Source organism: Pelagibacterium lentulum, from assembly GCF_003992625.1.
Classification (GTDB): domain Bacteria; phylum Pseudomonadota; class Alphaproteobacteria; order Rhizobiales; family Devosiaceae; genus Pelagibacterium; species Pelagibacterium lentulum.
Map to the genome: position 1 here is coordinate 81,393 of NZ_RZMW01000009.1, position 13,414 is coordinate 94,806.

Sequence of the window (13,414 nt, forward strand, 5' to 3'; positions counted from 1 at the left end):
TCCGCCGGAAGGCCGTGACCTCATAGAGGTGGTCGGGGCTACTGCGGCGGTATAGCGGCGTCCTCGCTCGATTCTCTGGAAATCCGGCATGTGCGACTGGCGCAATATGCCGGTTTTCTTTGCCTTGAAGCGATCAATGTCGATGGCAGCGGCGGGCCGCTCGAGTATGGACTGACTCGATTCAGTTCGCGCCGCGTCCAGGTGGCGATCGATACTTTGGGAGACAGTTGAGTAAAGTCGCGCGCAAATATGGGCGCAATCGAGCACAGAATCTGTTAGCGTTTGCGGCAAAGCAAATCTGTGACCGACTTGGGCGTTAAACGGGGGAACAGCGCATGTGGGATTTCAGTGTCTCTAAATCGGTGGAACTCATGATGAAGACATTGCCCTTCATCCTCCTCCGGGTAGCGGTCTACTTCGGCATTACGCTGGCCTATATTCTCATCACCGGAACAGGGGCCGGTATCGGTTTTGGCGTTGGGGCGCTTGGCGACGCAGGGTTTCAGGCAACGACAACATTCTGGGGCGGGGCAATCGGCTTTGTGATCGTCGCCGCCGTCATGTACTGGGCCCGCGAATATATTCTTTACCTTGTCAAAGCCGGGCATATCGCGGTGATGGTTGAGCTTCTCGATGACAAGCCGATGCCGCAGGGGCGGTCCCAACTCGAGCATGGCGCGGCGGTGGTCAAGGAGCGGTTTGCCCAGGCAAGTGTGCTTTTCGCGGTCGATCAACTGATCAAGGGCGTGCTACGTGCCGTAACCGGGCTGATCCGCGGTGTTCTTGGCTTCCTGCCCATTCCGGGCCTTCAGCAGCTCATGGGCATTATTCAGGCGTTCTTGCGGGTCGCCATCGGCTTTGTCGATGAGGTCATCCTTGCCTATGCCATCCGCACCCGATCGAACGATCCCTGGGGCTCGGCAAAAACCGCGCTGATTCTGTACGGGCAGAACTACAAAGTCATGCTCAAGAATGCCGCCTGGCTGGCGCTGATCGTCTATGTGCTGTCGTTCATGGTCTTTCTGCTCATGCTGGCTCCGGCCGCGTTGCTGGTCTATCTGATGCCGGGCGCCTGGAGCGCGGGCGGCTTCGTCTTTGCGCTGCTTTTTGCCTGGAGCTTCAAGGTTTCGATTTTCGATCCCTTTGCGGTCGCCTGCCTGATGCAGGTCTATTTCAAGGTGATCGAAGGCCAGCAGCCCGATCCGCAATGGGAAGCGCGGCTAGAGCAGATGTCGGGCAAGTTTAAAAAACTCAAGGAACGTGCAACCGGCATACCTCCCAATTCCGAGCCCGGCCAGGTTGCAACTTCCTAGATTTCGCCGGACATTTGCTTCATGTGCGTTGCGACCATTGCCCGGATATCGTGGCGAACAATGGCCAGAGAATAGGCAACAGTGGGCCAGACGCCTTTCGTGCCTAGCCCGCTAATCAATGAATTGCGCCAACTCCTGATCGACTTCGGTTCCCACCGCGCTCATGAAACCATTGGTCGCGATCATGATACCCGCAAGGGCGGTAAGATCGACAAGTGTTTTCGGTGAAAGCTGGGCGCCGAGTCGCGCCCAAAGTGCGGGCGGGATGGATTTAGCATCGGTGGCAATCGCCCGGCCAAAGGTCTCAATATCTAGGAGGTCGATGCCCGGCTGGTTGCCATCCTCGGCGCCGAGCGATGCAAGGCCGCGGCGCATGAAGCCCATCCCAACCCGATTATCCATCGCCTTGCTGATGGCAAGACAGAGCGTAAAGATCGCCCGATCACCGATCGCGGGTTGCAACTGATCGCGCAGCGTGAACCATTCCCCATAAATTCGGAGCGCTTCAGGCGAATGGGCCAGCGTGCGCTTCATATTCGTCATGCGCCCACGCAGTGCGATCTCCGCGTCATAGGCGGCGCGCTGCTCTTCGGTTGCAGCATTGAGATCGAGTTGGGGAATGTATGCCATGGCTATTTGGCCTCGACGTCGATGATCTGCGCGCCGCGTTCAAATGTATTGCCAACCGTGCAGATGGCATGTGCCTCGTCGATAAGTTGCTGACGCTCCTCGGATGTAAAGTCTCCCTCGATCGCAAAGCTGCAGGCAAAGCGTTCAACCCGCGAGGGTTCATCGGCGGCCTTTGTATGGGTCACGTCAACAGCCACTTCTGTCAGCCTGTTGCCCCAGCCAAATTTGCGCGCCGCGATGCGCACGCTCAAAACAAGGCAACCGGCAAGCGCGGCATCCATGAATTCGAGCGGGGTCAATCCTTCATCGGTTGCAAGCCCGGCAAGATCGACAGAGGTGCCCGAATGCGCCGTGATGCGTCCCCTGCCCGTTCCACCAAGCCAGGCACCGACCGTCGCGGAGCGGGTGGTAATCTTAACCATCGAAATATCCTTCTTTCCAATTGCAGGCTTTGCCGCTGCGGGTGACAAACATGTTAACCTGTCGCATGATCTGTTCGGCATTGAAAATGCAGAATGCCATTTCGTAAACCCCTGCAAATACAAAAAAATTAAGCGGCAGGAGATGGTGCGGAGAGCATCGCTAAGGAATAGAATTCTAATCACATTCGGTGGGCTGGCACTTGGAAAACGGCCCCATCATGCAAGGAGCAAAGTCTCATGTCCCTTCCCCTTCTAACAAAAAAAGTGCTCGCCGGAGCCGCGTTGACCGCCGTAGCGGTAGCAGCCCCATTCGCTGCTTTCGGGCAGGATGCCAATCCCGATGCAATCATTCGTATCGGCTCGCTCTATGAGCCTCAAAACCTCGACAATACCGCAGGTGCCGGACAAGGCATTACAGAAGCCTTTAACGGCAATGTCTATGAAGGCCTGTTCCGTCTGACCGATGCTGGCGATGTAGAAGATGTTTTGGTCGAGACCTATGAGATCAGCGAGAACGGGCTGACCTATACCTTTACCCTGCGCGATGGCGTGACCTTCCATTCGGGTGATCCGTTGACCGCCCAGGACGTAAAATTTTCTATTGAGCGCGTTATTGCGCCCGAGTCTCAAAGTTCGCGCAAAAGCAGCCTTGCCACCATCGAGAATATCGAGGCTGTCGATGATCGCACGGTCGTCATTACGCTTTCGCAGCGGTCGATTTCGCTGCCCTATAATCTGAGCTATGTCTGGATCGTCAACGACGCGGCAACAGAGTTGACATCGTCGGCAGATGGCACCGGGCCCTATCGGCTCGATGAGTGGCGCCGCGGGTCCTCGCTTAGCCTCACCCGCTTTGATGACTATTGGGGGCAAGCGCCTGCCAATGGTGGCGTGGTCCTTACCTATTTCACGGAAGCGACAGCCCAGAACAATGCGCTTTTGACCGGCGCCATCGATATTATCCCGGCGGTGCAAAGCCCGGACTCGCTTGCCCTGTTTGAGGGCAATCCCGAATTCAACGTCACCGAAGGCGCATCCACGACCAAGCAATTGCTGGCCTATAATGACCGGATCGAACCCTTCAGCAATGTCAACGTCCGCAAGGCACTGGCACGTGCGATCAACAAGGAGCGTCTGCTCGATTCCATCTGGGGCGGATACGGCACCCTGATCGGGTCCTTCGTTCCGCCCACCGACCCTTGGTACGTCGATCTTACAGATGTCGATCCATACGATCCCGAAAGCGCCCGCGCGCTGCTCGAAGAGGCCGGCTATGGCGAGGGCTTCCGCTTCACTGTCGATACGCCCAATTACGATCCGCACCCCATCGTCGCCCAGTTCGTGCAGAACGAATTGGCCCAGATTGGCGTGACCATGGACATAAACCTGATCACGGCCAACGAATGGTACACCAAGATCTATCAGGCGCAGGATTTCGAGGCGACCTTCCAGGAACACGTCAATCACCGCGATATCGTTTTTTACGGCAACCCGAACTTTTATTGGGGCTATGACAACGCCGAAGTGATCGCGTTGATTGCCTCGGCCGAGGCAAGCGAAACCGTTGACGAGCAGGTGGAAAAGCTGACACAAGCCAACCGCATCATTGCAGAGGAAGCGGCCAGCAACTGGCTTTATCTCTATCCGCAGATCGTGGTATCGAGGGCCAATGTGAGCGGGTATCCGATCAACGGGCTGAACTCGCAATTTTTCGCCTATGACATTGAAAAGAGCGGGCAATAAAAGCCGCGCCGGACCGGCAGAAAGGACAGCGACATTCTCGTCTATCTTATTCGCCGGTTCGTTATCCTGCTGTTCTCGCTGGCAATCGCCTCGGTTGTACTTTTTGTGCTGCTGCGGCTTTTGCCCGGCGACCCGGCCAGCTCACTGATTGCAGTCGGAGCCGATGCCGAGCAGATTGCCGCTGCAAGGCGTCAGGTCGGCTCCGACCTGCCTCTGTTCCAGCAATTTATTCAATTCGTCTCAGGCCTTGCCCGATTTGATCTCGGCACGTCCTTTATCAGCCGTACCTCGGTTGCCGACGAAATCTTTGCGCGTCTGACGGTAACAGTGCCGCTCACACTTATGGCGTTTTGCCTGGCCGTCGTGATTGCCGTGCCGCTTGGGATCATCGCCGCGGTGAAATCCGACAAATGGTATGGCGCTGCGATTTCGACCATTTCGCAATTGGGCATCGCCATTCCGGTTTTCTGGGTCGGTATCCTCCTGGTTGCAATGTTTGCAGTCAATTTCCGCATTTTTCCCTCCGGTGGATTCCCGCACGGTGGTTGGGCCAATCCCGGCGCCGTTATCCATGCACTGGCATTGCCAACCTTGACGATTGCAATCGTTATGTCCGCCTCACTTCTGCGCTATGTGCGGGCCGCCACCCTGGATGTGCTCGGCAGTGATTATCTGCGCACCGCGCGTGCCATGGGGTCGGGTTTTACTGAAGCACTGTTGCGTCATGGCCTTCGTAATGGCGCGGTGCCGGTCGTTTCGATCCTCGGGATTGAACTGGCGACAACCTTTCTTGGTGCGGTTGTCGTCGAGCGCGTTTTCACGCTACCGGGCCTTGGTTCGATGCTCCTGCTTGCCATCGAACAGCGCGATTATCCCAATATGCAGGGTGTTTTGTTCATCTCAACACTCATCGTGCTGCTCGTCGGATTTGCAGCAGACATTATTCAGCGCCTGATCGATCCGCGCTTGCGCGGCACCCGGCGCGGGGACGCATGATGACCACCGAGCCTCTCGATGTTACCGCGATCCGCAAGAGCCGCCGCAAACTGCCGCCAACGCTTGTGGCCGGATTGGTGCTTGTGGGCATTCACGTTATTATCGCCGTGCTGACCCTATTTTGGACCCCTTACGGACCAACCGAAATGGCGGGCGGGCGGCTCGAAGCGCCTTCATTGGCCCATTGGGCAGGCACCGACCGCATCGGGCGCGATCTTTTCACCCAGATCATGATCGGCTCGCGCATTGCGATTATGGTCGGTGCTGGAGCCGTCGCCATCGGCGCAGCGATCGGGGTTACGCTTGGCGTACTTGCTGCCTTTGCCACCCGTACGCTCGACGATGCGCTGGCAGCGACGCTCGATATCCTGATCGCCTTCCCCACGCTTTTGCTGGCGATGCTGGTTGTCGCGGCGAGCGATGGCGCAAGCCTTGGTGCGGCCATTCTCGCGCTGGGCATTGCCATTTCCGCCATTGTCGCGCGCCTGACCCGTATTCTGGTCAAGCGCGTCTTGGAAATGGATTACATCACGGCGGCCCGGACATCGGGAACGTCATGGCCGCGCATTATCATCGAACACCTGCTGCCCAATATCTGGCCGACGCTGCTCGTCAATTTCGCCCTGCAATTCGGCCTCGCTGTCATTGCCGAGGCCTCGCTATCTTATCTGGGGCTGGGCGCGCCGCCGCCAAACGCCTCATGGGGCCGTTTGCTGCAGGAAGCGCAGGGCACGGTTTATACCGCGCCCTTTGGTGCGGTGGCGCCGGGGATTGCGCTGGTTATTCTGGTAATCGGCATGAACCTTCTGGCAGACGGCTTGCGTGATTTCGGTGATCCGACCCGGAGGCGCAGCAGATGAGTGCTGTGCTCAAGATTGAAAATCTTTGCGTTCATGCGGGCAACCAGCAACTGGTCTCGGACGTATCGTTCGCCATAAATCCCGGCGAGCGCTGGGGGCTGATCGGGGAATCGGGCTCGGGAAAATCGCTTACCGCCATGGCGAGCATCGGCCTCTTGCCATCGGCACTTTCTGCTTCGGGAACGATCGAGCTAGACGGGCAGCCGGTTCATGCTCTTTCCGAGCGTGCGCTATCGCGGCTGCGGGGAGATGCAGCAGCAGTGGTTTTTCAAGAACCGCTGACAGCGCTCGACCCGCTTATGCGCCTGGGCAAGCAAACGGCCGAGCCTATCCGACGCCGCATGTATCGGCGAGGAGAGCCACTGGATCGCAAGTCCATCCAACGCGAAGTCATCGCCCTTTTTGAGCGCGTAGCCCTGCCGGAACCCGAGCGTATCGCTCGCGCCTATCCGCACGAGATTTCCGGCGGCCAGCGTCAACGCGTGGCCATTGCCATGGCGCTGGCCTGCAAGCCAAAGCTGCTTATTGCCGATGAACCGACCACCGCGCTTGACGTTACCACCCAAGCCGAAATTCTCGATCTGCTCGGCAAATTGGTTTCCGAATTTGGCATGGCATTGCTCTTTATCAGCCACGATCTGCCGGTCGTCGCCAATGTCGCAGACACTGTGATCGTCATGCGTGAAGGCGCGGTTGTTGAACGCGGCACGCCACGTTCCGTGCTCACTGCCCCCCAACACGATTATACAAAATTGCTCGTTGCCGCTGCGGCAAAGTTCGATGACGCACTGGCAGGCCGGACATGAATTTGCTCGACGTTGAAAACTTGGCCTTTGGCTACGCAAAGGATCGCCAGATTCTCAAAGAGGTCAGCTTTGCGGTGCAGCGGGGCGTCAATGTCGGGCTTGTCGGCGAATCCGGGTCAGGCAAGTCGACAATCCTGCGCCTCTTGCTTGGGCTCGAGCGTGCGCAAGGCGGCCAAATCCGGTTTTCCGGCCAAGTGGTCGACCCCAAGGATCGCAATTTCATGCGAGCCTATCGCAAATCGGTGCAACCCGTTTTCCAGGACCCTTATTCTTCGCTCGATCCGCGCCAGCGTGTCGATGCGATTATCAGCGAGCCGCTGCGCTCGCTCAAGGTCGATGTTGATCACAGCCGGGCGGTCGATGCGGCGCTTGAGGCCGTCGGCTTGCCGCGCGATGCGCAAAAGCGCTATCCCCACGAGTTTTCCGGTGGTCAGCGCCAGCGTATCGCCATCGCGCGTGCCATCGTTTCACGGCCCGATCTGCTACTGGCCGATGAGGCGGTGAGCGCGCTCGACCTTTCGACCCGCGTACGCATTGTCGATCTGTTCAAGCGTCTGTCGGAAACGTTGACCGTGGTACTGGTGTCGCACGACCTTGGGGTTGTTGCCGCGCTTTGCGAAGAGATCATTATTCTCGAGCGCGGCACTATCGTGGAGCAAGGCAAGACGCGCGAAATCCTCGCCGCGCCACGACACCCTTATACTCAGCGACTGCTCAATTCTATCCCTCGGCTCAAGGCGTGATAGCCTAAAAGACCTAAGGCGCTGATGGTGCACTTAAAAAGCTCCAGCTTCCACTTGCACGCCCGTGCAAAAATGCTAGGCTCTTGTCATTCCGCTGTCATGAGAGGGCAATAAGCCCCGTTACATCACGCGGACAAAAGGGAGAGATATCATGATCCGTTCCGTTGCCCTCACCGGGCTTGCAGCTATGTCGATTTTCGGCTCGGCCGGTATGGCCAATGCTCAATCCGGCGAACTCGTTCTTTATTGCGCTGCCGATGAAAGCATCTGTCGCTTGCTCTCGGAAAGCTTCCAGCGCGAAACCGGCATCAACGTTCTGATGACCCGCCGTTCGTCCGGGGAAACCTATGCCCAGATCAAGGCCGAAGAAGGCCAGCCGCGCGGCGATGTGTGGTGGGGCGGTACCGGCGATCCGCATTTGCAGGCCGCACAGGAAGGGCTCACTGCGGCTTATGAATCCCCGATGCTGGCCGAGTTGCAGGACTGGGCCGTACGCCAGGCTGAATCTGCCGGCTATCGAACCGTTGGCGTTTATGCCGGTGCGCTGGGCTATGGCTATAACACCGATCTCATCGATCCCAATTCCGAGAACGCCCCCCAGTGCTGGGCCGACCTGCTCGATGAAGCCTATCGCGACGAAATCCAGGTCGCCAACCCGAATTCATCCGGTACTGCCTATACATTGTTGGCAACGCTGGTGCAGTTGATGGGCGAAGACGAAGCCTTTGAGTATCTCACTGCGCTCAACGACAACATTTCCCAATATACAAGCTCGGGTTCTGCTCCGATCCGTGCCGCGGGTACGGGGGAAAGCTCCATCGGCATCGTCTTCATGCATGACGCCGTGGCGCAGGCCGTAATGGGCTCGCCCATTCAAACCGTCGCGCCATGCGAAGGCACGGGCTATGAAATCGGTTCGATGAGCATAATCGAAGGCGGTCCGAACCCGGAAAACGCTCGCATTTTCTATGACTGGGTGTTGACTCCGGAGGCGCAGGAGCTGGGCGCGCAGGCCAATTCCTTCCAGGTGCCGTCCAATGTGAATGCGGCAACACCGCCTGAATCGCCAAACCTCGAAGACATTCTGCTTATCGACTACGATTTCGACCTTTACGGCTCGTCCGAAGAACGGGCCCGGCTTCTTGCTCGTTGGGACGCTGAAATCGGTTCACTGTGAAGCAGGTCTTCCGCACAATAAATCAGGTTGGCGGCCTTTGGCTCTTGTTGGGCCTTACCGCCGTCCTGATCCTCCCCTGGTATAAGGTTGCGCCCCCCGAACTGGTTTCGGGTGGCGCCCTTTCCGATGCCGCTCTATTTCAGGCTCTGGCAGGCCGCGCATGGCTATGGCCCCCGGTACTGGGCATTCTGGCCCTTGCGGGATTGCGCGTCGCGCGGGGGGAGCGCTGGCAGGCAGACGATTTGGTTCTGCCCATCGCTGGCACGAGTTTTCTTTTCTTTCTGTTTCAGGCCTTTGCCATCGGTCTGCGAGGGCCCGCCATACCCGCGCTGGGCGAAGCCTTTCCTGCTGCCATGCTTGGCCAGACCGGGCTCGGCTGGGGCGGCTTTGCACTCGGCGCGGCACTTGTTGGGATTATCGCCGACAGTCTAGCTGCGCGCGGATTTTGCCGCGGTGAGCGCTTTGGCGCCAATGCGGTGATCTTTGTTGTCGCGCTTTTGCTGCTGTTTGTCTTTTTCCCCATCATCCGTCTGGCAAGCGCAGCACTGTTCACGCCCGAAGGCGTGTTCCAGCCCGGCGTCTTTATAGAGCGCGCCCTTGCCCCCGATCTTTGGAATATCGATTGTTTGACCGGCGGTTCGCGCTGCGGCGTTGTGATCAATACGCTGATTTTGGGCATTACCTCCGCAACACTTTCTACAGCACTGGGGCTGGCGCTGGCGTTGCTCGTGGCGCGCACGGGGTTTCGGTTCAAGGGCGCTCTAAGAGCCATTTCGATCCTGCCCATCATTACCCCCCCTTTTGTGGTGGGCGTCGCAATCATCGTTCTGTTCGGACGCACCGGCGTTGTTACCGGATGGCTCGACATGCTTTTCGGTATTCCGCCCACGCGTTGGATCTATGGCCTTCCGGGCATTGTTCTTGCGCAAGTATTGGCCTTTGCGCCCATCACGTTTCTTGTATTGCTGGGCACGGTTGAAGCGATCAACCCAACGCTTGAAGAGGCCTCAAAGACCCTTGGCGCGAAACCCTTTGCGACCTTCCGCACCATCACCTGGCCGCTGCTGCGTCCCGGTTTGGCGGCCGCCTTCCTCTTGGCCTTTATCGAAAGCCTTGCGGATTTCGGCAATCCCATCGTGCTGGGGGGCGGCTATGACGTACTTTCGATCCGCATTTTCTTTGCGGTAGTCGGCGCACGCTATGACCTTGGCAATGCGGCCGTGCTCTCGATCATTCTCTTGACGATGACGCTCGGCGCCTTCTGGCTCCAGACGCAATGGCTGGGCCGCAAGTCTTATGTAACGGTAACGGGCAAATCCGACGCCGGGCTTGCCGCGCAATTGCCCACCCCGCTCAAGCGCACCGCCTATATGGTTGTTATCCCCTGGGTGCTGTTTACCCTCGGCGTTTACCTGATCGTCATGGTAGGCGGCTTTGTAAACGATATCGGCCGCTGGGATCTCACCCCGACCTTCCGGCATCTTAACACGGCCTTTTCCTTTGAAATCGGCGAACGTGGGCTACAGCTTTTCGGCTCCGCGTGGAACTCGCTGCAGACGACACTGCTGGTCTCGGCCATTGCAGCGCCTCTAACAACCGCAATCGGTATTTTGACGGCCTATCTGATCTCACGGCAATCGTTTGTGGGAAAGCAGGCGTTTGAATTCGGGACCATGCTCAGCTTTGCCATCCCCGGCACGGTCGTGGGCGTATCTTATGTTGCGGCCTTCAACATTCCCCCTGTCGACATCACCGGGACCATGGCAATTCTTGTGATCTGTTTCATGTTCCGCAATATGCCGGTCGGTATGCGCGCCGGGATTGCCGCGCTCAGCCAGATCGACAAGAGCATGGAAGAGGCCAGCCAGACCCTTGGGGCCAACGGCTTTACCACCTTGCGCACCATCGTTCTGCCGCTTATCCGCCCTGCGGTCTTTACCTCGATGGTCTATGCCTTTGTAACCGCAATGACAGCTGTTTCTGCAGTGATCTTTCTGGTCAGCGCGCGGCATAACATGGCGACAGCTTATATCATGGGACGGGTGGAAAACGGGGAATTTGCGCTCGCCATCGCCTATTCGGCGGTGCTGATGGTCATCATGATCATTTCAATCGTGCTGATCCAATTCCTTGTGGGCAAACGGCAGTTGGGCCGACGGGCCGAATTGCAAAGTGTGACCGCGCCAACCGCGGCAGAATAGGAAGATGACCATGAGTGAAACGGCCATCGAGTTCACAGATGTCGAAAAGCGTTATGGCGACGTGCGAGCAGTCGATGCCATCAGCTTTTCCATCAGGAAAGGTGAACTCGTAACCTTTCTTGGCCCATCCGGCTGCGGCAAGACCACATCACTGCGCTTGATCGCAGGGCTGGAACTCCCCACGGCTGGCACGGTGCGCATCGCCGGCGAAAATGTGTCGACCCGTGCCGCATCGGAGCGCAATGTGGGTATGGTTTTCCAGTCATACGCGCTTTTCCCCCATATGAATGTGATCGACAATGTCGCCTATGGGCCTACGATCCGGGGCGGCGCCAAGAAGGCGGCCATCGAGCGGGGGCGGGAAATCTTGACACTTTTGGGGTTGGACGGCCTTGAAAAACGCCTGCCCAGCGAATTGTCAGGAGGCCAACAACAGCGTGTCGCCGTGGCGCGTGCCATAGTCCAGCAGCCCGATGTGTTGCTTTTCGATGAGCCGCTTTCCAATGTGGATGCCAAGCTGCGCCGGCGGGTGCGCGAAGAAATCCGCGACTTGCAGCGCCGCTTTAATCTTACGGCGGTTTACGTAACCCACGATCAGGAAGAGGCGCTGGCGGTTTCGGATCGCATCGTGGTGATGAGCCAAGGCAAAATCGCTCAAATCGGCACGCCACAGGAGCTTTACGACCGGCCTAGTTCACGCTTTGTCGCCGATTTCATCGGCGATGCCAATCTGATCGAAGGCGCGGTCAGCCAGAATGCGTTTACCGTGGAAGGGTTGTCGCTGCCTTTGCCTCAACCGGCTCCCGATGGACCGGCGACGATTTCGGTCCGGCCGGAGCGCATAGCGCTGGAAAAGGGCGACGGCGTTTCAAAAATCCGCACCGCAACTTATCTGGGTTCGCGCTATGAATATATTGTCGATACGCCTTTCGGCACGGTTTTGGTCTCCGCGCCAATCTCTCTTGCTCCGCTCGACAGAGGTGACACGGTGAAACTGGGCATTGCGCCGGGCGGCTTCACCGTAGTCGAACACGCATAGGCGAGCCAAAACCCTTCCAGAAGAGCCGCCATTCACGTCCCTGCCAAGGAGCAACGACACGCGGCATTGAGCTGGCCATTGAGACAGCCAGTTTCGCAGCGCAGAACCGTTTCCACCCTCGGATCAGGTCCAAGGGCATGTTTTTGCTATCCAGGAAGGATCGAAAACGCCTGCCTCATGCTCTTTGAGAATGCCGATGATTTGTTCTTCGCTAAACCTGTTGCGCTTCATCTCAGGTCCTTTTCGGTTGACCTGCTGCCGTGAATTTGGACCATTCTGAACTGGAATTTTCCAATTATGATCCCGTGGTCGGGAGATGGAGAATGCTCATGAAGAAGTCCAAGTTTACCGAGGCCCAAATCGCCTTCGTGCTCAAGCAGGCCGAGGATGGCACGGCGGTCGGGGAAGTCTGTCGCAAGGCAGGCATTTCGGAAGCCACGTTTTACAACTGGCGCAAGCGGTATGCGGGGCTGATGCCATCGGAGATGAAACGGCTGCGTCAGCTCGAGGAAGAGAACGGCAAGCTCAAGCGGATCGTCGCCGATCTGAGCCTGGACAAGGCCATGCTTCAGGATGTGCTGTCAAAAAAGCTCTGACGCCTGCTCGCAAGCGCTCGCTTGTCGATGAGATCAGAGCGACCTGGAAGGTCTCGATCCGAAAGACCTGTGATGCCTTGAGAGTCGACAGGTCGCTCTACCACTACAAGTCCAGGCGCGGCGAGCAGGCTGATCTGCAGCTACGGATCAAGGAGATTTGCGAGACCCGTGTCCGCTATGGCTATCGTCGGGTTCACATCCTGTTGCGCCGGGAGGGCTGGGATGTGAACCCGAAGAGAATCTACAGGCTTTACAAAGAGATGGGGCTTCAGCTGCGCAACAAGACGCCCAAGCGGCGGGTTAGGGCAAAGCTGCGTGATGACCGGATGGCTGCCACGAGCACCAATCAAGTGTGGGCCATGGACTTTGTGCATGACCAGTTGGCCACCGGCCGCAAGATCCGTATCCTGACTATCGTGGACACCTTCTCACGCTACGCACCAGCCGTGGACCCTCGGTTCAGCTACAGGGGCGAGGATGTGGTTATGACACTCGAAAAGGTCTGCAGGGAAATAGGATATCCGAGGACGATCCGGGTCGACCAAGGCTCGGAGTTCATCTCCCGCGACCTTGATCTCTGGGCGTATCAGAAGGACGTCGTGCTCGACTTCTCCCGCCCTGGAAAGCCAACCGACAACGCCTTTATCGAGTCGTTCAATGGCAAGTTCCGAGCCGAATGCCTGAACGCTCACTGGTTCATGAGCCTTGACGACGCCCGCTCGAAAATGGAGGATTGGCGTAGAGACTACAACGAAGTCCGCCCGCACAGCGCAATCGGGAACAAACCCCCGATATCGCTTATGAACGCATCAGGGGCAGCCGGCCCACCCTGATCGTTTATCCCCGGAAATTCCCAATCCGGGTGGTCCAAAGTCGGGGAGCACGTCA

At 57.9% G+C, this 13,414-nt stretch carries 12 protein-coding genes; 10 read left to right on the forward strand and 2 right to left on the reverse strand.

Annotated elements, in window-relative coordinates; all coding sequences use genetic code 11:
* Positions 1-371 precede the first annotated feature (371 nt).
* Positions 372-1,313, forward strand: coding sequence for a hypothetical protein (locus EO133_RS03665; RefSeq protein WP_308788801.1), 942 nt, complete (start codon positions 372-374; stop codon positions 1,311-1,313).
* A gap of 111 nt (positions 1,314-1,424) precedes the next feature.
* Here EO133_RS03665 and EO133_RS03670 read toward each other — a convergent pair whose 3' ends face one another.
* Positions 1,425-1,943 carry a carboxymuconolactone decarboxylase family protein gene (locus EO133_RS03670; RefSeq protein WP_127071323.1) on the reverse strand — a complete coding sequence of 173 codons (519 nt, stop codon included), beginning with the start codon at positions 1,941-1,943 and terminating at the stop codon, positions 1,425-1,427.
* 2 nt (positions 1,944-1,945) lie between these two features.
* Positions 1,946-2,365 (reverse strand): OsmC family protein, encoded by a 420-nt coding sequence (locus EO133_RS03675; protein ID WP_127071324.1) that lies wholly within the window; start codon positions 2,363-2,365, stop codon positions 1,946-1,948.
* 237 nt (positions 2,366-2,602) lie between these two features.
* On the opposite strand from EO133_RS03675, the gene EO133_RS03680 reads away from it, so the two are divergent.
* The 9 genes from EO133_RS03680 to EO133_RS03720 all read left to right on the forward strand — a co-directional run bounded on the left by EO133_RS03680 (position 2,603) and on the right by EO133_RS03720 (position 13,359).
* Positions 2,603-4,108 carry an ABC transporter substrate-binding protein gene (locus tag EO133_RS03680; protein ID WP_127071325.1) on the forward strand — a complete coding sequence of 502 codons (1,506 nt, stop codon included), beginning with the start codon at positions 2,603-2,605 and terminating at the stop codon, positions 4,106-4,108.
* 48 nt (positions 4,109-4,156) lie between these two features.
* Positions 4,157-5,104: an ABC transporter permease gene (locus EO133_RS03685; RefSeq protein ID WP_280516142.1), complete on the forward strand. Its 948-nt coding sequence runs from the start codon at positions 4,157-4,159 to the stop codon at positions 5,102-5,104.
* Positions 5,104-5,964: an ABC transporter permease gene (locus tag EO133_RS03690; protein WP_127071327.1), complete on the forward strand. Its 861-nt coding sequence runs from the start codon at positions 5,104-5,106 to the stop codon at positions 5,962-5,964. The genes EO133_RS03685 and EO133_RS03690 overlap by 1 nt, the downstream gene beginning before the upstream one ends.
* On the forward strand, positions 5,961-6,770 hold the full coding sequence (locus EO133_RS03695) for an ATP-binding cassette domain-containing protein (RefSeq protein ID WP_127071328.1): 810 nt from the start codon (positions 5,961-5,963) through the stop codon (positions 6,768-6,770). The genes EO133_RS03690 and EO133_RS03695 overlap by 4 nt, the downstream gene beginning before the upstream one ends.
* Complete coding sequence (locus EO133_RS03700) at positions 6,767-7,513, forward strand: ABC transporter ATP-binding protein (RefSeq protein WP_127071329.1); 747 nt, start codon at positions 6,767-6,769, stop codon at positions 7,511-7,513. Before EO133_RS03695 ends, EO133_RS03700 begins: the two co-directional genes overlap by 4 nt.
* A 154-nt stretch (positions 7,514-7,667) precedes the next feature.
* Positions 7,668-8,690, forward strand: a complete 1,023-nt coding sequence (locus EO133_RS03705) for an ABC transporter substrate-binding protein (RefSeq protein ID WP_486813336.1) — start codon at positions 7,668-7,670, stop codon at positions 8,688-8,690.
* Positions 8,687-10,891, forward strand: coding sequence for an ABC transporter permease (locus EO133_RS03710; protein ID WP_244640899.1), 2,205 nt, complete (start codon positions 8,687-8,689; stop codon positions 10,889-10,891). Before EO133_RS03705 ends, EO133_RS03710 begins: the two co-directional genes overlap by 4 nt.
* Before the next feature lie 10 nt (positions 10,892-10,901).
* Positions 10,902-11,930, forward strand: coding sequence for an ABC transporter ATP-binding protein (locus EO133_RS03715; protein WP_127071331.1), 1,029 nt, complete (start codon positions 10,902-10,904; stop codon positions 11,928-11,930).
* A 329-nt stretch (positions 11,931-12,259) separates the two neighbouring features.
* Positions 12,260-13,359 (forward strand): IS3 family transposase gene (locus tag EO133_RS03720; RefSeq protein ID WP_371870951.1). Its coding sequence is split into 2 segments (ribosomal slippage): positions 12,260-12,521 and positions 12,521-13,359, totalling 1,101 coding nucleotides; the frame shifts between segments, so codons are not numbered across the junction.
* The last annotated feature ends 55 nt before the right edge of the window (positions 13,360-13,414 follow it).